Raw genomic sequence first — 18575 nt, 5'->3', positions numbered from 1 at the left:
CTCTACCGGCCAGGACCACCCTGTCGGCAACCCACGTTCACATGTGTGCGAGGCCCCAGCCTCGTCATACCGTCTAATCGACGACGTCACCCCGGGCGACATCATCGCCGTCGACCGCGGCTCTGGTGAACAGCCCTACAAAGTCGTCTTCAAAGACTCCACCGACGCTGGCTACGTCGTCACGTTCCAGGATGACGACGGTGAGACCTTCCAGCTCGACCTGGCCGCCGGCACCACGGTGACGAGGTCGCTGGAGTCGAAGTGGGAATCTGCGCAAAGCCCCACCCCGCACACCGAAGTCTAGGCAACGGCGCCGATGGTGACGCGGTCGCCGACATGGATGACGCCCTCCGCCACGACCGCGAGATAAGCACCTGCACACGGCTGAGCGCCGTGACCACCTGTGTCCCAACGGTTCTCGGCTGCAGGTGTGCGGAGCGCCTGTGGAGCGCGCGGCAGTGGGCCGTGCTCGAGCGTCGGCACGACGCATCGGGATGTCGCCGTCAGGACGCGCAGTAGCGCATCGCCGACGGCGATTTCCCTGCCGACCCAATCGTTTTCGGCGTAGGGCGGATGGCCCGGTGGCGTCTTGATCACAACGTTGGGGCGGTACCGCAGCGCCTCGACGCCGATGTGCTCCAGCGTGGCCGTCGTAATCGCGTGCAGTGGGGCCTCGTCGGTGAACGCGTCACCCGGTGTCGCCTGGGCGATTTCCAGAATGCGGCCGCTGACCTCGGCGTCCAGTCCCAGCTCGAGCAGCTTCTCCGGATCCGGGCGCACCAACGTGGCGCCGTGGGGGCGCTGGGCGATCAGTCGGACCGCTCGCCCCATCAGCCGCGAGAGCAGGTCGTCGATACCTGGGTCGTCGGCCGCCACACTGGTCCCGTCGGGCAGCCCGATCTTCACCCGCCCGGCTTCCCCGTTGGCGGTGCACTTGAGCAGGCCGCGCCACAGCCGGGCATTCTTGGCGCTGGCCACATGCCCGGTGGTGGCGTCCAGCAGCGCCAGCCGGCGGTCCCCCTCGGCGCCGTGCTCGTCGACGAACAAGCTGGGCACGGTTTCGCCGAGCATCGACTTCACCGGGTAGCGGAGCAGGCTCTGCACCCGCATGTCCACCTCGGCGGGACCTGAAAAGGCCGTCGAACCCTCCACTGCCCATCCCCACTCGGCGACACCACACGAACTATCCCGCTCAGAATATGCCGGAAGAGCGGGAAAACCGGTGGTGGGTCAGGAAGCGATTAGCCCGGGCAGTAGGTCGATTCCGCCGCGCTGACCCAGCCGGTCATGTCCGCGAAGGTGAAGCCCTTCGCGCTCATGCTGGAGTGCAAGTCGGCGGCAATCGCATCCGGCGTTTTGCCGGCCATCCGGTCCGCGCAGACCGCATGCCCCATTGCGATCATGTCGGAGTCACTCGACGAGGGCCACGTGAATCCAAGGTTGTGCAGTTTCGCGATGTATGCGTCGTCCGTGCTGTCGGCCGATGCAATAGCGGTGGTTGCAGTCAGGGCAGCGCCAACCATGACGGGAATTGTCAGTCTGGCCAGCCAACGCGGTGGAAGCATTTCGTGCCCTTCTTTTGTTGTCGGTGTGGAGGTGGCGTCAGTATATGAGTGAGCGCGGCCGCGATTATTAAATATAGGAAAATTGCCATGAACCTTGCGGAACGAGTTGATCGGCTGACCTCTGACCGCATTCTGGGGAATGTTTATCGGCGCGTCGGTGCCGGATCGGCGCGCAACGTTACGTCCGGTGCTCCCACCGGTGCGGGGCTTATCCGCACGGCGCTCAGCCGGCCGGCGTGGTGACGACGATCGAGTCCCTTCCGGTTTGCCAGCTGGCCATGAAGGTCGGGATGGTGACCTGTTCGTCGGGGTGGTCGGCGCCGGGGTCGTTGAGGTGGACGACCTCCTTATTGGTGTCGATCCCGGTGACGACCAGGAAGTGGTCGGCCTTGGTGCGCTGGTCGCTGGTGTTCCAGATGGCGGCGGAGTTGACCCAGGCGATGACCTTGCGATTATTGGCGAGGTACCGCTCCAGCGCGGGTAGTCCGGTCTGATCCGGGTGGGCCGCGTAGGTCATCTCCGATTTGATGCCGTAGTGGTCGAGTAGCACTACCGCGTCGGCCAATTCGATGCCGCCGTCGCCATTGGTGTGGCTTGGGTCGTCGCGTGGTGCGTAGATTGGCCCGGGATTGGTTTGTGAGGGCGTCGACTCCCCCAGCTCGATCATCTGCTGCTCCGTCGGCGCGTGGCCGGTGATCTCGCCGACCACGTCGGCTACGGACATCAGCCCGCAGTTGTCCTCGAGTGACTGCGCCTGCCAGTACTTGGCGGCCGCAGCGGGATCGCCGTAGATGCCGCTTTCAGCCGGTGGCGCCCCGCCTGCCGCCTGCGTCGGCGGCTGATTGCTGGGGACGCTGACGATGGTCGTCGACACGGTAGCTCGCGGCGCCGATGGGGGTGCCGGCCGACACGATGAGAGCAGGGATACACCGGCCAGACAGACGCATGCGGCCGCCACCGCGGCGCGGGCCGCAGACGCAGTCCTGGAACTGAACATGGGCGCTCGTGAAGTTCGATCAGAAAAGCTTGAGAGCGTGCAAACGATAACACTTCGGTTCGCGGTTATAGGCGACTAATGCCGTCTCGGTGACGCGGGCTTATCTACTCAACAAAATTCATCGGTTCCAGCCGCTGTCGATCCCGAGAAGTGACGCATCGACGTACAAAAACCATACAAAACAATTGCTGGTGACATCTGTCGATATTGGACGTCGTTTTGCAGCCTCGGAAATGACGCCACCGTGTCGTGTACGCGGGCTCAGTGTGGGAGCAGTCGCTGCTTTTGCTCGAGGAACTCTTCCTCCGTGATGATTCCCGCGTCGCGCAGCGACGCCAGTTCTCGGAGCTCGGCGGCGATGCTCGTAATGGGTCCGCCCGCCGGAACCTGCGGCGCGGCTGCGGAGTCCTGTGCCGGCTTCTTCGTTGAGGCCCTGAGCCGTTCGGCACGACCCGCGACCCCCGCACCCGTCGTGCCGGCCATGGCGCGCCCGGCCATACTCGCCGCGGCCATCTCGCCGAACAGGCTGCCGGAGCCAGTGGACGAGGCTTGCGCGGCGGCGCCGACGGTGGTGGCCGGCAAGCCCAGGGCGGCCGGGCGTACCGCCGGGGCAGCCGCCGCCCATCCCGGTGGCACCGACAAACCACCGACCATGTTCGCCTGGCCCAGCCCGGCCGTCGCCGCCGTTCCGCCCGCCAGATTGGTGATCACCGGGAAGGGCGTCGGGGGCACCGGGGCTGTCCCCGGCCAGGACTGGACCCCCGCCCAGCCGCTGACGATGTCATCGGTGTGGAACCCGGTCAGAGCGCCGGCAACGTCGTAGGGAAGCGCTACCACGGCGGCGGCGAGCCCAGCCGTCCCGATTTCTGGGTCGACGAACACCGCGCTCAGGTCCGCCGTCAGGCCCAAAAGGTCCCGCCCGCCAAAGCCGAAGTCGAGAGGGGTCGCGAGGCTGGTCAGTGCATTCGGTGTCGCGGAGAAGGCTTGCTGGGTCGACGTGAGGGCGCTTTGCACCTTTCCCGCCGAGGTGCCGGTGGCTTGGGTGAGGGCGGCCGCTTGCCTCACCGACCCGCCCGAATCGGTGCTCTGTTGGGGCGGGGCGAACGGCGTCAGCCTCGTCGCCGCCGCAGACGACGCCGCGTAACCGTACATGGCTCCGGCATCTTGGGCCCACATCTCCGAGTACTGCGCCTCGGTGGTCGCGATCGCCGGCGTGTTCTGCCCGAAGACGTTCGTCGCGACCAGGGACATCAACAGGGTGCGGTTGGCCGCGATAACGGGAGGCGGCACCGTTTCCGCGAAGGCCGCCTCGTAGGCGGCGGCCGCGGCTTTGGCCTGGTTGGCCGTCTGTTCGGCCTGCGCCGCGGCGGTCCTCGTCCAGGCCACGTAGGGGGCGGCCGCGGCCGCCATAGCGGCCGCCGATGGCCCAAGCCAGGGCCCACCGGTCAGGGCCGCCACCTCCGACTGGTAGGAGGTCGCCGCGGAATGCAGGGCGACGGCCAGCGCGTCCCAGGTCGTCGCGGCGGCCAGCATAGGTGCCGCCCCTGGCCCCGTATACATCCGCGCGGAATTGAGTTCCGGGGGCAGCGCTGCGAAGTCCATGAGTCGTCTCCTCCGGACGGTTTAACGGGTGGCCACAGTGTTAACGGATCGTTGCTGGCCGTACTGGGGTAGCCCAACGGACAGCAAACAATTCTCGATCCTTCTAGTAGTACAGGTCCCGCAATGACGGATGACCGAGTCCTGTCCCCTGACCGTGCGGCGTCCGCCTGAGACGCTCGAGCATGGCCCGTGACCAGGAATGGCTGCCCAGATCACCGATAAGTTACCTCCGTATCGCCCGGGGGAGCCTGTCAACGGCGCGGATGGGCCTTGCGTCGGCAGTGCGGCGCGGCGGGGTCACGTCCTACGACCTCGCCACATGGTCGGTCTGATTGGATCGATACCACCACCGTGAGTTAGGTCGTTCATGAAAATTGTGCTGGCAGGCTACGGGAGCCGGGGCGACGTCGAGCCCTGCGCCGCCGTCGGTCGCGAGCTGCTCCGCCGGGGTCACGACGTGCTCATGGCGGTCCCGCCCGACAGACTTCACTTCGTCGAATCGGCCGGGCTGAAAGCCGTCGCCTATGGGCCGGACACGCGAGAGCAGATCAACGCGGCGACGAATTTCGTTCACCGCGTGCAGGATCCGATGAGCGCGCTGCCGCAACTCGTGGAACGCGTGACCCAGGTGTGGGCGGAGAAGGGCACGGCGCTGGTGTCGTTGGCAGAGGGCGCCGACCTGCTGGTGGCCGGCATGAACGAGCAGAGGCTGGCCGCCAACGTCGCGGAGTTCTACGGCATGCCGTTCGCAGCGCTGCACTTCTTCCCCGCGCGCGCGTTGGAACTCGGCGGGTCTCAGGCGTACGTAACGAACGTGGCCGAAGGCGCACAACGCGAGGCGCTTGGCTTGCCCGAAGGCGCGGGATCGTCGACCCGACAGGTGTTGGAGATCCAGGCCTACGAGGAGCTATGCGTGCCCGAGCCGGCGGCTGAATGGGCGGAATCCGGGTACCGACGGCCGTTCGTAGGGTCGCTGACGCTGGATATGCCGACCGATGTCGACGATGAGGTGTTGTCGTGGATCGCTGACGGACCGCCGCCCATCTACTTCGGCTTCGGCAGCACACCGGTCACGTCGCCCGCTGAGACGGTCGCGGTGATCAGCGGGGCTTGCGAGCAGTTGGGCGAACGGGCGTTGATTTGCGGCGGCGCAAACGATTTCACGCAACTCGCGCAGGTGGCACATACCAAGATCGTCAACGCGGTCAACCACACGGCCATCTTTCCGGCATGCCGCGCGATCGTGCACCACGGAGGCGCCGGCACCACCGCTGCGGCCATGCGGGCCGGAGTCCCCATGCTGGTGCTCTGGCTCTGGCTCGATCAGCCGATCTGGGCATCCGCGGTCAGCCAGCTGGAAGTCGGCATCGCCAGGCCCTTTTCGGAATCGACCTACGATTCACTGGTCGCGGATCTGCACTCCCTGCTGGCCACGGACTACGCCGCTCGAGCCCGCGAGGTCGCCACCGCGATGACCAAACCCGCCGAAAGCGTCGCCAAGGCCGCCGACCTCCTCGAAGACGCCGCCCGCTCGGCCTGATCGGCGCGGTTCGTCCGACCGGTGGTGCAAAGCGGCCGGGTCGTGTAAAAGGTTCTGGTGCAGGATCCGCCTCCTAGCTCTTTCGATCCGTCGATGCTTTACGAAGCGATGGTCAGGCGGTGGTATCGCCGGTCGTCGGCCGAGGGCCACATCCGGGTGCCGGCCGTCCCGAGCTTGATCGACGAGTACGTCCAGTTGTGCGGCAACGTCTGTGCCACCCTGGGCGTCTGGCACACGCCCGAACAGTCCGCTCAGCTGAGGACCGCGCTGGAGGCCGAGCTGGCAAAGGGTTTCAAGGCCTCCCCCCGTTCGGACATCGTCATCTCGTTTAACGCCCCCTTCGGGACGAGCGTGAACTTCCGCGTCAAAGCCGAATGGCGGACAATCGGAGCCGATTACGACGAATGGGTAGCCGTCCGTCCGCCGCCGCTGTTCGGCACCGAGCCCGACGCGCGGGTGTTGGCGCTGGCCGCCGAAGCGGCTGACCCGACGGCCTACCGCGTGCTGGATGTCGGAGCGGGAACCGGGCGCAACGCCCTGGCGCTGGCCCGCCGCGGCCATCCGGTGGACGCTGTCGAGATGGCGGCCAAGCTAGCCGAGGTCATGCGCGCGGAGGCGCAGGGCGAATCGCTGGCCGTGCAGGTGATTCAGAGTGATGTCTTCACCGCAATGGAAAGCGTCCACGAGGAATACCAGCTGATGGTGCTCTCCGAGGTGGTACCCGACTTCCGGACCACCCAAGAGTTGCGGGGCGTGTTCGAGCTCGCCGCCGATTGCCTGGCTCCCGGTGGGCGGTTGGTGTTCAACGCCTTCTTGCCCCGCGAAGGGTACGTCCCCGACGACGCTGCGGTGCAGCTAGGTCAACAGTGCAACACGATGATTTACACGCGCGACCAGATGGCGAGCGCCGCGGCCGGATTACCCCTCGAGCTGGTTACCGACGATTCCGCATACGAATACGAGAAGGCGCACCTGCCCGAAGGCGCCTGGCCGCCCACGGGCTGGTTCGAGGGATGGGCCAATGGCCTCGACGTGTTCGACGTAGAGCGAGAGCACTCGCCGATCGAGTTGCGCTGGCTCGTCTACCAGAAGGCGGACTGAGTCCTTCGCGCCGAACGGGTATTCACTGCGAGGATTTGGCACTTTTCGCGCTGAATACACGTTCGGCGAAGGTCCTTAAGCGGTCAAATCGCGGGTCGCCGGCCCCTCCGACAGGGTGCCGTCCGGCGCAAAGCGCGACCCGTGCAGCGGGCATTCCCACGCCGTCGAGTTCGTCGTCGGCCATGACGCCATGATTCCCGCGCATGCGCCCGTCGGTTTAAAAATCGCACGTCCGTGGCATCTGATGGACAGCATTGTCGTGCTGGGCAGCGACTTCGACCCGGCAACCAACAGAACGCGAAGGGTCCGACAGCTCAATGATGTCCAACACCAGTGATCGGCCAGTGCGCAGGATCCTCGGTGATCGTCGGCCCCGCCGATTGCTGCTCGCCGTGTTAGTGGTCGTCGTGGTGGTAGGCGCCGTCTTGGTCGCGGCGTCGCTTGGTTGCTTCGACGGTGGTTGCGGTCACCGCAGCGCCTCGTCGAAAACCGCAGGACCGGCGCAAGTCACGATCACGCCCGGCCCCGATGCGCGCGACGTCGACCCGGTCGCACACGTGATGGTCAAGGCCGACGCGGGGACGCTGACCGACGTCCGCATGGTCAACGAGAGCGGCAAGTCGGTGCAGGGCGTGATGACACCGGACAACACCGTTTGGAAGCCCACCGTCCCGCTGGGTTACGGCCGCACCTACACCCTGACGGTCACCAGCCGGGGACCCAATGGTGTTGCTTCGAGCCAAGTTTCGTCCTTTTCGACCCTGAAACCGTCCAACCAGACCAAGGTTTCGTTCACCACAACCTCGGAGGCCGCACTCAAAGATGGCGGTACCTACGGCGTCGGAACAGTGGCCGTGGCCCACTTCGACGAGCAGATCGCCGACCGGGCCGCCGCTGAGCGGCAGCTGGCGGTGACCACCGACCCGAAGGTGCAGGGGTCGTGGTTCTGGGTCGACGACCAAACCGCCCACTGGCGGCCGGAGCATTACTACGCAGCGGGCACGACCGTCACCGCCGAAGCCAAGGTCTACGGAATCGCCTTGGGCGACGGCTTATTCGGGCAGGACGACACCAAGGTGTCGTTCCGGATCGGCGACGCGCACGTCTCGATCGCCGACGACGCCACCAAACAAGTCAGCGTCTACAACAACGGAGCCTTGATGCGCACGATGCCCACCTCGATGGGGATGGGTGGCACCGAGAACGTCGGCGGCAAGAGCATCTCGCTGTGGACGCCTCCGGGCGTCTATACCGTGCTCGACAAGGGCAACCCGGTCGTGATGGACTCCTCGACGTTCGGGCTGCCCAAAAACTCCCGCCTGGGCTATCGCGAGACCATCAACTACGCCACGCGGATCAGCACCGACGGGATATACCTGCACGAACTCGAAGCCACAGTGTGGGCCCAGGGTCATCAGGACACGTCGCATGGATGCCTGAACCTCAATGCCGACAACGCGAAATGGTTCTACGACTTCTCGGTGCCGGGCGATGTGGTCGAGGTCCGCAACAGCGGCGGCCCGCCGTTGACACTGGCGCAGAACGGCGACTGGACGGTCAGCTGGGAGGACTGGCGCAAAGGCAGTGCCCTGAAGCCGACGTGACGCAGCTCATTCGTCACCCGTAGTTGTGCCGCACTTCATAGTAAAGTCTTGACTCGTTCCAGATAAGTGCGTCATATTGGTGCGGTGTCATCGACGGCCGATTACGCGGAGCGACTGCGGATGGCCGATCTCCGGGTGACCCGCCCCCGGGTCGCTGTGTTGGAGGCGGTGGACGCCCACCCGCATTCCGACACCGAGACCATCTTCTCGGCGGTGCGCGTCGGCCTGCCCGACGTCTCCCGCCAGGCCGTATACGACGTACTCAGCGCGCTGAGCACAGTGGGTTTGGTGCGCCGGATCCAGCCCTCCGGGTCGGTCGCCCGCTACGAGTCGCGAGTCGGCGACAACCACCACCACGTCGTGTGCCGGTCCTGCGGCGTCATCGCCGACATCGACTGTGCGGTCGGTGAGGCGCCCTGCCTCACCCCGTCGGACGACCACGACGTTCTAGATGGCTTCGTCCTGGACGAGGCCGAGGTCATCTACTGGGGCGTGTGCCCTGACTGTTCGACTGCAGGTTCCTAGATCGCAGCCCGATTTACCCCACCACCCGAAAGGAACGTTGTGAGCGAGAGCGAAAACCCCACAATTCCCGCCCCGACACCGAAATCGAATGCACCCCATACCAACCGCGACTGGTGGCCAGACCAGGTCGACCCGTCGACGCTGCAGCCGCACAACCCCCAGTCCAACCCGCTCGGGGACGACTTCGACTACGCCCAGGAGTTCGCCAAGCTCGACGTCGACGCGCTCAAGGCCGACGTCATCTCGGTGATGACCACCTCGCAGGACTGGTGGCCCGCCGACTACGGCCACTACGGGGGCCTGTTCATCCGGATGAGCTGGCACGCGGCCGGCACCTATCGCATCTTCGACGGCCGGGGCGGCGGCGGCCAGGGCATGCAGCGGTTCGCCCCGCTCAACAGCTGGCCGGACAACGTGAGCCTGGACAAGGCACGACGGTTGTTGTGGCCCGTCAAGAAGAAGTACGGCAACAAGATCTCGTGGGCCGACCTGATCATCTTCGCCGGTAACTGCGCCCTGGAATCGATGGGCTTCAAGACCTTCGGCTTCGCCTTCGGCCGCGAGGACGTCTGGGAGCCCGAGGAGATGCTCTGGGGCGAAGAGGACGAATGGCTGGGCACCAACAAGCGCTACTCCGGTAAGCGGGATCTCGCCCAGCCCTACGGCGCGACCACGATGGGTCTGATCTACGTCAATCCGGAAGGCCCCGAAGGCAAACCGGACCCCATCGCCGCCGCGATCGACATCCGCGAGACCTTCGGCCGGATGGCGATGAACGATGAGGAGACCGCCGCACTCATCGTCGGCGGGCACAGCTTCGGCAAGACCCACGGCGCCGGCAGCGGCGATCTGGTCGGACCCGAGCCGGAGGCCGCGCCGATCGAACAACAGGGCCTGGGCTGGAAGAGCTCGTACGGCACCGGCACTGGTAAGGACGCCATCACCAGCGGCCTGGAGGTGGTCTGGACGCCCACCCCGACCAAGTGGGACAACACCTTCCTCGAGACCCTGTACGGCTACGAGTGGGAGCTGACCAAGAGCCCCGGCGATGCCTGGCAGTTCGTCGCCAAGGACGGCGCCGGTGCGGGCACCATCCCCGACCCGTTCGGCGGGCCGGGGCGCGCACCGACGATGCTGGTCACCGACATCTCGATGCGTGAGTCCCCGATCTATCGCGACATCACGCGGCGGTGGCTGGATCATCCCGAAGAGCTGACCGAGGCTTTCGCCAAGGCCTGGTACAAGCTGCTGCACCGCGACATGGGACCGATCAGCCGCTACCTCGGGCCGTGGATTCCCGAGCCGCAGCTCTGGCAGGACCCGGTTCCGGCCGTGGACCACGAGCTGGTCGACGAAAAGGACATCGCGGCGCTGAAGAGCAAGGTCCTCCAGTCGGGTCTGTCCGTTCCCCAGCTGGTGAAGGCCGCCTGGTCGGCGGCCGGCAGCTACCGCAACACCGACAAGCGCGGTGGCGCCAACGGAGGACGGCTGCGCCTGCAGCCGCAACGGAACTGGGAGTGCAACGAGCCCTCCGAGCTCGACAGGGTGTTGCCCGTGCTGGAGAAGATCCAGCAGGACTTCAACGGCTCGGCATCGGGCGGCAAGAAGATCTCGCTGGCCGACGTGATCGTGCTGGCGGGTTCCGCGGCGGTCGAGAAGGCGGCCAAGGATGCCGGCTACGAGATCTCCGTGCACTTCGCGCCCGGACGCACCGACGCCTCCCAGGAGAACACCGATGTGGAGTCGTTCGCGGTGCTCGAACCGCGGGCCGACGGCTTCCGCAACTACATCCGGCCCGGCGAGAAGGCTCCGCTGGAGAAACTGCTGATCGAGCGGGCGTACCTGCTCGGTGTGACCGCCCCGGAGACGACGGTGCTCATCGGCGGCCTGCGTGCCCTCGGTGCCAATCACGGCGGCGTCAAGCACGGGGTGTTCACGGACCGGCCCGGCGCGTTGACCAACGACTTCTTCGTCAACCTGCTCGACATGGGCACCGAGTGGAAGCCGTCGGAAACCGCGGAGAACGTCTACGAGGGCCGCGACCGGGCTTCGGGCGCGGTCAAGTGGACGGCGACCGCGAATGACCTTGTGTTCGGGTCGAACTCGGTGCTGCGCGGATTGGCCGAGGTCTACGCCCAGGACGACAACCAGGGGAAGTTCGTGGAGGACTTCGTCGCGGCGTGGGTCAAGGTCATGAACAACGACCGGTTCGATCTGAAGTAAGACCGATAGGGACTTCGGCACAATCCGACACCTCCGCGGGCCATCGGCTCGCGGAGGTGTCGCATGTCCGCCGCGGCCGGGCGTGACGAATGGGTGGCCGGGGCTAGAGCGGCCACCATTCGTTGCGGGCAACGAGAACATCACGAAGGACGTCCGCCCGATCCGTGATGATGCCGTCGACGTCGATATCGAAAAGTGCGTGCATATTGTCGGGATCGTCCACTGTCCAGGCGTGAACCTGACGTCCTGACTCATGAAGAGCCCTGACCAGTCCGGGCGTGATGATCGGCAGCCCGCCCAACCGTGGCGGCAGCTGTAGGCAGTCACTGTCACGCAACACCTGCAAGGCATACGCTCGACCGGCCGGCGTTTTCGCCGCCAGCAACGCCAGGAACGCGCCTATACCTGCCGAACTCGCGACCCGCTTGGACAGCAGACGTAACGCACGGCGTCGACGGCGATCGGAAAACGAAGTGATCAGCACCCGGTCGTGCGCGTTCATCCGCTCGACGACATCGACAGTAGGACCGATGGCGGACGCGGATTTGATATCGATGTTGACCCGCATGTCTGGCAACGTGGAGAGGAGTTCTTCTAGGGTCGGGATCGACTCTCCCGCACCCAAATGAAGGTGGCGGACATCGCGCCAGTACCACCGGTCGATGGCGCCAGATGCACCCGAGTCCGATCTGAACATGCGGTCGTGCAGGATCACCGCGACGCCGTCGCGGGTTGCCCGAACGTCGGTCTCAATGTACCGAAACCCGAGCTTCGCCGCCTCGCAAAACGCCCCCATGCTGTTCATGGGCCATCTAAACGACGTAAATCCCCTGTGAGCCATGGCGATTCGCCCGGCGCCGCGAAGAAACTGCACCGTGGGTACGCCGCCATCAACCATGAGCTACATATCTTCCAGATGCCCACGCCGTCGTGCGGACGACTGGCAGCCGTCGCGGCTCACCGATCCAAACTCCACTGCCCGAAGTCGGGCGCCAGGACCTCGTCGATGTCCACGTTGATCCCGCCGAGGAGCGGGCTGGGGTTGGACGGGCTGTTGACCACGGCCTGATAGAGCACCGCGGCGGGCTCGCGCTCCCCGTGCGACCACGATTTCGTCTGCCACGCCCACCGGTGCCCGGGCGTGGTCGAGCTTCCTATGACGCCGTCTCGGATCGCCCAGCCGCACGCCCCGGCATGTCCGTAGATGCCGGTGCGGCCCACGCCCAGTACCGAGTTGATACCCCGAAACCATTGGACGGCAACGCTATTCCAGGTGTTGACATCGATATCGTCGTCGATGCTGAAAAAGATCGGGGCCGATCCCGGACCCCCGGCCGCGGCGTGCAGCCGCAAGGCCGTCTGCGCATCCGCCACGCCGCCGTCGTAGCCGCGCGTGCAGTCCGACGGGTCCGGCCAACCCGGTTTGCCGTACTGGAAGTTGCTGACGATCTGAAGGCCTGCCGCGCGAAGCGCGTCCGCATACTCGCGGGTGATGGGCTTTGCCTCGAAATTCGCTCCCGGCCGCGACTCCGACACGTAATTCACCACTCCGCCATAGCCCGCGGATTTGATCTCGTCCGGCGGAATCCGCCGCTCGGCGAAATCGATCAGCCGCATGTCGGCGGCAAATGCCTTTGGCCCCGCGAAGTCGGCGGCCAGCGTGCCGAAGCTGAGGAAAGCAGGTGCGACGGCAAATCGCAGGACGTCGCGCCTCGAGAACGCTCGCCGCCCGCCGAGTTCGCCTGATGCAGCCGAATCCTGCACCGCGCGATGGTACACCGCCCGGCCTCGGTCACGCTGGTGAGCTCACCGTTGTCGCCGGCTCCGAGCAGCGCGTTGGGGTTCTCCGCCGGCTGGCAGGTGACCACCGAAGCCCGACACCCGCCTCCACACCCGATGACGTCGCAACTTTGGCTCCGACAGGCGCCCACGAAGGCCGCTAATCCGCGGCTGGGTATGACGCCGTATACCCTGCCCCACGCGGGGCGGCGCGAACGGTTCAATCCCTTTCGGGGCCGAGTGGCATGATCTTTGCGTGCCGCATTTCCGTGAGACCGTTTACACGGGAGCCGGTGCCACCCGAGCTCGTTGCGCTCGATTAGGTCATCGAACTATAGTCTGGACACATGTCCAGTTTGCTGTCACGGAGCTCGGGAGTCCGTTGACCGCGATGGGTTCGGCGCTGTTCCGCGGTCATTCACCAGCAAAGAAGAGTTGAGTATGCGAATTGCCCTACTGTCCTACCGTAGTAAAACCCATTGCGGCGGACAGGGCGTCTACGTGCGCCATCTCAGCCACGGTCTGGTGGAACTCGGTCATGACGTCGAGGTGTTCTCCGGCCAGCCCTACCCCGACCTGCTCGACCCGCGGGTGCGCCTGACCAAGGTGCCAAGCCTGGATCTCTACCGCGAGCCCGACCCGTTTCGGGTGCCGCGGCCCAGCGAGATTCGCGACTCGATCGACCTGTTGGAACTGCTCACCACGTGGACCGCGGGCTTCCCGGAACCGCGGACGTTCACCATGCGCGCAGCGCGGTTACTGGCCGGCCGGATGGCCGAATTCGACGTGGTCCACGACAACCAGAGTCTGGGCACCGGCCTGCTTTCGATCGCCGGCGCGGGACTACCGGTGGTGGCGACCGTGCACCATCCCATCACCCGTGACCGGGTGCTCGATCTGGCCGCCGCGCGGTGGTGGCGAAAACCGTTGGTGCGGCGCTGGTATGGATTCCTGGCCATGCAACAGCAGGTCGCGCGCCAGATCCCGGACCTGCTGACGGTCTCGTCGTCGTCGGCCGCGGACATCGTGAGCGACTTCGGCGTCTCGCCGGACCAGCTGCACGTGGTGCCGCTGGGTGTGAACACCGAGCTGTTCAAGCCGGGGTCGCGTCCCCGGCAGCCCGGGCGGGTCATCGCGATCGCCAGCGCCGACACCCCCCTCAAGGGTGTGCGTACGTTGCTGCAGGCGGTTGCCCGGCTGCGCACCAGCAGGGATCTCGAGCTGCGGCTCGTCGCCAAGGTGGAGCCCAACGGCCCCACCCACAAACTCATCGCCGAGCTCGGCATCTCCGACATCGTCCACATCACCAGTGGGCTTTCTGACGCCGAACTGGCCGCGCTGTTCGCTTCGGCCGAAGTCGCGTGCATTCCGTCGCTCTACGAAGGGTTTTCGCTACCCGCGGTGGAAGCGATGGCCAGCGGCACGCCGATCGTGGCGAGTCGGGTGGGTGCGCTTCCCGAAGTCCTCGGCACCGACGGCGCGTGCGCTCAGCTGGTACCGCCCGCCGATGTCGACGAGCTCACCCGCGCGCTCGGTGACCTGCTGGACTCGTCGGAAAAGCGACGGAGTCTGGGCAAGGCGGGACGAACCCGCGCGGTCAACGTGTTCAGCTGGGAAGCCGTGGCCGCTCAAACCGTCCGGGTGTACGAGCGGGCGATCGCCCGTAACGCCGCTCCGGCGGCATCCAAAGGCGAAGCGCAATGCTGACAGTCGATTTCGACCGGCTACGGGTTGGGCCGGCCACCAAGGTCATCGACGTCGGATGCGGTGCCGGTCGGCACGCGTTCGAAGCGTATCGGCGGGGTGCCGACGTGATCGCATTCGATCGCGATGCGGCCGAGTTGCGTTCGGTGGACACCATTCTGCGCGCGATGGCGGAAGCCGGTGAGGCGCCGGCCGGTGCGTCGGCAAGGGTTGTGCTCGGCGACGCGCTGAAGCTGCCGTACGCCGACGAGACATTCGACTGCGTGATCGCGTCCGAAATCCTGGAGCACATCCCGCACGACGACGGCGCCATCGCCGAACTGATCAGGGTGCTCAAGGTCGGCGGCACCCTGGCGATCAGTGTGCCGCGTTGGCTTCCGGAGCGGTTGTGTTGGTTGCTGTCCGACGAGTACCACAGCAACGAGGGCGGCCACGTACGCATCTACCGAGCCAGTGAATTGCGCGCGAAAATCCTCGCTGGCGGCATGGAATTGACGCATGCCCACCATGCGCACGCGTTGCACTCCCCATTCTGGTGGTTGAAATGCGCTGTGGGCGTGTCGAACAACGATCACCGGGCCGTGTCCGCGTACCACAAACTCCTGGTGTGGGACCTGATGCAGCGGCCGAAGGTAACGCAGCTGGCGGAATCGCTGCTCAATCCGCTGGTCGGCAAGAGCGTGGCGATGTATTTCGTCAAACGGCCGGCTGCCGAAAGCCAAGCGACTGTGGGATATTCAATTGCGTCGGTCTAACCCACCCTCGGTCGCGGGAATCCTTACCCCCGAGCAATGCCGTCAAACCGCGCTGTCAATCGCAGCCACACAGGAGTCATCGGGAGCCATCCCCTGGTCCGAGGGGGGCCACACCGATCCGTGGGATCATGTGGAGTGCGCGATGGCGCTCACCGCCGCGGGATTGCTGGAACCGGCGCGCGCCGCGTTCGATTGGAGCCGCCGCACTCAACGGCCCGACGGCTCCTGGCCCATCCAGCTCCGCGCGGGCGTCATCGAAGACGTCAACAGCGACAGCAACTTCTGCGCCTACGTCGCCACTGGCGTGTGGCACCACGTGCTCGTCACCGGCGACCGGCGCTTCGCCGCTCAGATGTGGCCGGTCGTGCAGAAGGCGATTGACTTCGTCATCGACTTGCAGGTCGGCTACGGCGAAATCTGTTGGGCCCGAGGCGAAACCGGTCCACTGCCGGAAGCGCTGTTGACCGGTTGCGCGAGCGTGTTTCACAGCATCCGGTGCGCCTTGGCGCTTGCCGCCCTGGTTGACGAGCCGCAGCCCGAGTGGGAACTGGCGCTGGGCCGGCTCGGGCACGCCATAGCCGCGCACCCCGAGGCGTTCACCGAGAAGGACCGCTACTCGATGGACTGGTACTACCCCATCCTTGGTAGCGCCCTGCGCGGACCCGAGGCGGCGGCGCGAATCAAACAGCGCTGGGACGAGTTCGTGGTCGGTGGCCTGGGCATTCGCTGTGTGGTGGACCGGCCCTGGGTAACCGGCGCCGAGACATGCGAACTGGTGATGGCGCTGGATGCCATCGGCCAGCGGTCGGCCGCCCATCGACAGCTCGGTGCGATGCAACATCTCCGCGAGGAGGACGGCTCCTACTGGACGGGTTTGGTATTCGCGGACGGGAAACGGTGGCCCGAGGAGCGCACCACCTGGACGGGAGCCGCAATGATCCTGGCCGCGGACGCGCTGTCGAACACCACTGGGGGCGCCGGGATCTTCCGCGGCGAGGGACTGCCGATGGGCCTGCAGACCGACTTCGATTGCGAATGTGTCGCGGCCGGACCGGGTCGGTGACGTGAGTCCGGCTAGATCTGCTCGCCCGGCTCACCACTGACGCGTTCGAGCACCCGAAGCGATCCGGTGGCCGAAACCTCCCGGAACTGGCCGGAATCGAGTGCGCGACAGTAGATGTAGTACGGGGGCCGCCCGCCGTCTTTAGGGTCGGGGAACACGTCGTGAATGGCCAGCGCGCCACCGACGGCCACCCACTTCGCCCATCCGTCGAAGTCCCGGTTCGCGGCGGCCTCACTGTGGCCGCCGTCGATGAACAAGAACCTCAGCGGCGACCGCCACCCGGAGGCCACGATCGGCGACTTGCCCACGATGGCAACGACGTGGTCGTCCAGCCCCGCGGCGTCGAGCGTGCGACGGAACGTCGGCAGCGTGTCGAACAAACCGGTGACCTCGTCGACCAGCGAGGCATCGTGGTACTCCCAGCCGGCCTGGTGTTCCTCGGAGCCGTGGTGATGGTCGATCGTGTACAGCACGCCTGCGGTTTGTTGGGCCGCCGCTCCGAGCAACAGCGTGGATTTGCCGCAATACGTGCCGATCTCGACACCGATGCCGCCGTCGAGATACCGCAACGCGGCGTCGTACAGCGCGCGCCCCTCATCGGCGGGCAGGAAACCTCGGACCTGCTCGGCCAATGCAAACAGGCGCTCGGTTGAACTGACATCGGTGTGACTCACACCCCGAACCTATCGGTCACCGGCGTCACGCCAGCAGGGTGGTCCGTACCGACCGGCAACATTGGCCTGCGGCCGCGTCGCCGTCGCTCTACGATCATGCTGTGTTCGTCCGCAGACTCGGTCACCTCGGCCTGGCGGCGGTTCTCGCCGCGGCCGCGCTGGCATTGCCCGCTGTGCTGCCGTCGTCCGCAATTCCCAATGCCATAGCCGCGAGCTGCCCCCCAGTACAGGTGGTGTTCGCCCGCGGCCGAATGGAATCGCCCGGAACGGGAGCGCTGGGCAACGCGTTCATCAGTTCGCTGCGATCCAAGGTCAACAAGAACATCGGCGTATACGCCGTGAATTATCCCGCCGACACCGAGGTGGCTCAGGGCGCCAACGACATGAGCCACCATGTCCAGGACATGATCACCAATTGCCCGAACACCCGGCTGGTGCTGGGCGGTTACTCGCTGGGCGCGGCGGTCACCGACGTCGTGCTCGCGGCGCCCATCGGCGCGTTCGGTTTCGACAGCCCGTTGCCCGCGGGCGCCGATCAGCACATCGCCGCCGTGGCGTTGTTCGGCAACGGCAGCCAATGGGCTGGTCCGATCACGAACTTCAACCCGACCTACAACGACCGGACCATCGAGTTGTGCCACGGCGCCGATCCCATCTGCAACCCGGCGGACCCGAACACCTGGAAAGCGAACTGGCCACAGCATCTTGCCGGTGCGTACATCGATGCCGGCATGGCCAACCAGGCTGCCGACTTCGTCGCCGGCAAGCTCTGAGTGCGGGACGGCCGGCCTGACCAAGGCCTTCTTGATCGCGGCCATGAGCATGTCCCGAGTCGCGTGGAATTTTGGTGACGATCCACGGTGAACTCTATGCGGCGGCACCGACAGTTTCGGTGCCGGTGTCGTGATTGGCGTGTCGGCGTAGGGCGTCGACGAGCTGGGGCATCTGTTTGTAGCCCTTGACGCGGCGGAAGGACCGTTCGGCGTTGAGCATGCCGGCCGCAGTCCAGCGCAGCACCATCTGCCCGTCGCGCCAGCGGGTGACGTTACGGTTGGTCGTTCGGGCTATCGAGATCATCGACTCGATCGGGTTGGAGGTGGTCAGTGTCTTGGCGAGGCGGCCGTCGATGCCGAGCCGTGCGACGGTGAACATCTCTTCCAGCCCCTCGCGTAGCGACGAGGCCGCGCTGGGATAGTTCTTATCCAGTTGCGCAGCAAGGCTTTTAGCGTTGGCCAGCCCGGTGTCGGGGTCAGGGTGAGCGAACGCCTTGACCAGCTTGGCATCCACCCAGGTCTGCTCCTTGTCGGGCAGGTGATCAGCGACATTTCGCCGCTTATGGATGTTATGCCGACGTCGGCATAACATCCATTATGCCGATGTCCGGATTATGCCGATGTGGGTGGCGGATCCCTTGCAGGGCAACCTGTTTGTGGCAAAGAGGTC

At 65.9% G+C, this 18575-nt stretch carries 17 protein-coding genes and 1 pseudogene; 10 read left to right on the top strand and 8 right to left on the bottom strand.

All coding sequences use genetic code 11. From position 1 onward, the window contains the following. The first annotated feature begins 43 nt into the window (after positions 1–43). Positions 44–304 (top strand): hypothetical protein, encoded by a 261-nt coding sequence (locus tag AWC17_RS00350; RefSeq protein WP_046182576.1) that lies wholly within the window; start codon positions 44–46, stop codon positions 302–304. On the opposite strand, the gene AWC17_RS00345 is transcribed toward AWC17_RS00350, so the two are convergent. The 4 genes from AWC17_RS00345 to AWC17_RS00330 form a co-directional block, all read right to left on the bottom strand. After that, a complete protein-coding gene (locus AWC17_RS00345) occupies positions 301–1110 on the bottom strand; it encodes an MOSC domain-containing protein (protein ID WP_197083361.1) in 810 nt (269 codons plus the stop codon). The two genes, AWC17_RS00350 and AWC17_RS00345, sit on opposite strands and share 4 nt — an antisense overlap. 131 nt (positions 1111–1241) lie before the next feature. Then, positions 1242–1523 (bottom strand): DUF732 domain-containing protein, encoded by a 282-nt coding sequence (locus AWC17_RS00340; RefSeq protein WP_141224372.1) that lies wholly within the window; start codon positions 1521–1523, stop codon positions 1242–1244. A gap of 265 nt (positions 1524–1788) precedes the next feature. After that, positions 1789–2439 (bottom strand): C39 family peptidase, encoded by a 651-nt coding sequence (locus AWC17_RS00335; protein ID WP_231614255.1) that lies wholly within the window; start codon positions 2437–2439, stop codon positions 1789–1791. 384 nt (positions 2440–2823) lie between these two features. Beyond that, positions 2824–4164, bottom strand: coding sequence for a PPE family protein, SVP subgroup (locus AWC17_RS00330; RefSeq protein WP_085164109.1), 1341 nt, complete (start codon positions 4162–4164; stop codon positions 2824–2826). A gap of 367 nt (positions 4165–4531) precedes the next feature. Here AWC17_RS00330 and AWC17_RS00325 point away from each other — a divergent pair, with 367 nt between their 5' ends. The 5 genes from AWC17_RS00325 (at position 4532) to katG (ending at position 11157) form a co-directional block, all read left to right on the top strand. Further along, positions 4532–5704 carry a glycosyltransferase gene (locus AWC17_RS00325; RefSeq protein ID WP_047323838.1) on the top strand — a complete coding sequence of 391 codons (1173 nt, stop codon included), beginning with the start codon at positions 4532–4534 and terminating at the stop codon, positions 5702–5704. Positions 5705–5761: 57 nt separating this feature from the next. After that, positions 5762–6805 (top strand): class I SAM-dependent methyltransferase, encoded by a 1044-nt coding sequence (locus AWC17_RS00320; RefSeq protein ID WP_046182570.1) that lies wholly within the window; start codon positions 5762–5764, stop codon positions 6803–6805. A 317-nt stretch (positions 6806–7122) separates the two neighbouring features. Further along, positions 7123–8409 carry a L,D-transpeptidase gene (locus AWC17_RS00310; protein ID WP_046182568.1) on the top strand — a complete coding sequence of 429 codons (1287 nt, stop codon included), beginning with the start codon at positions 7123–7125 and terminating at the stop codon, positions 8407–8409. An 84-nt stretch (positions 8410–8493) separates the two neighbouring features. Then, a complete protein-coding gene (locus AWC17_RS00305; RefSeq protein WP_046182567.1) occupies positions 8494–8934 on the top strand; it encodes a Fur family transcriptional regulator in 441 nt (146 codons plus the stop codon). Positions 8935–8973: 39 nt separating this feature from the next. Beyond that, a complete protein-coding gene (katG, locus tag AWC17_RS00300; RefSeq protein WP_167385529.1) occupies positions 8974–11157 on the top strand; it encodes a catalase/peroxidase HPI in 2184 nt (727 codons plus the stop codon). 103 nt (positions 11158–11260) lie between these two features. Here the strand turns inward: katG and AWC17_RS00295 are convergent, their stop codons facing one another. Next, positions 11261–12031, bottom strand: a complete 771-nt coding sequence (locus tag AWC17_RS00295; protein WP_141224374.1) for a glycerophosphodiester phosphodiesterase family protein — start codon at positions 12029–12031, stop codon at positions 11261–11263. Positions 12032–12114: 83 nt separating this feature from the next. After that, positions 12115–12921, bottom strand: a complete 807-nt coding sequence (locus AWC17_RS00290) for a DUF1906 domain-containing protein (RefSeq protein ID WP_046182580.1) — start codon at positions 12919–12921, stop codon at positions 12115–12117. Positions 12922–13377: 456 nt separating this feature from the next. On the opposite strand from AWC17_RS00290, the gene manT reads away from it, so the two are divergent. The 3 genes from manT to mmpH are packed head-to-tail and all read left to right on the top strand — an operon-like array spanning position 13378 to position 16458. Further along, complete coding sequence (gene manT / locus AWC17_RS00285; RefSeq protein WP_046182564.1) at positions 13378–14643, top strand: MMP alpha-(1->4)-mannosyltransferase; 1266 nt, start codon at positions 13378–13380, stop codon at positions 14641–14643. After that, on the top strand, positions 14637–15395 hold the full coding sequence (locus AWC17_RS00280; RefSeq protein WP_046182563.1) for a class I SAM-dependent methyltransferase: 759 nt from the start codon (positions 14637–14639) through the stop codon (positions 15393–15395). The genes manT and AWC17_RS00280 overlap by 7 nt, the downstream gene beginning before the upstream one ends. After that, complete coding sequence (gene mmpH / locus AWC17_RS00275) at positions 15382–16458, top strand: MMP endo-(1,4)-3-O-methyl-alpha-D-mannosidase (protein WP_046182562.1); 1077 nt, start codon at positions 15382–15384, stop codon at positions 16456–16458. The genes AWC17_RS00280 and mmpH overlap by 14 nt, the downstream gene beginning before the upstream one ends. Before the next feature lie 11 nt (positions 16459–16469). Here mmpH and AWC17_RS00270 read toward each other — a convergent pair whose 3' ends face one another. Next, a complete protein-coding gene (locus AWC17_RS00270; RefSeq protein ID WP_047323833.1) occupies positions 16470–17132 on the bottom strand; it encodes a class I SAM-dependent methyltransferase in 663 nt (220 codons plus the stop codon). A gap of 101 nt (positions 17133–17233) precedes the next feature. On the opposite strand from AWC17_RS00270, the gene AWC17_RS00265 reads away from it, so the two are divergent. Continuing rightward, positions 17234–17905 (top strand): cutinase family protein, encoded by a 672-nt coding sequence (locus AWC17_RS00265; protein ID WP_047323846.1) that lies wholly within the window; start codon positions 17234–17236, stop codon positions 17903–17905. Positions 17906–17999: 94 nt separating this feature from the next. Here the strand turns inward: AWC17_RS00265 and AWC17_RS00260 are convergent. Then, positions 18000–18485 (bottom strand): annotated as a pseudogene (locus AWC17_RS00260) (transposase); the annotation flags it as partial. Between the last annotated feature and the right edge of the window lie 90 nt (positions 18486–18575).

Source organism: Mycobacterium nebraskense (genome assembly GCF_002102255.1).
Lineage (GTDB): Bacteria > Actinomycetota > Actinomycetes > Mycobacteriales > Mycobacteriaceae > Mycobacterium > Mycobacterium nebraskense.
Note: the sequence above shows the minus strand (reverse complement) of the source record. Positions and strands in the feature narration are given on the sequence as shown.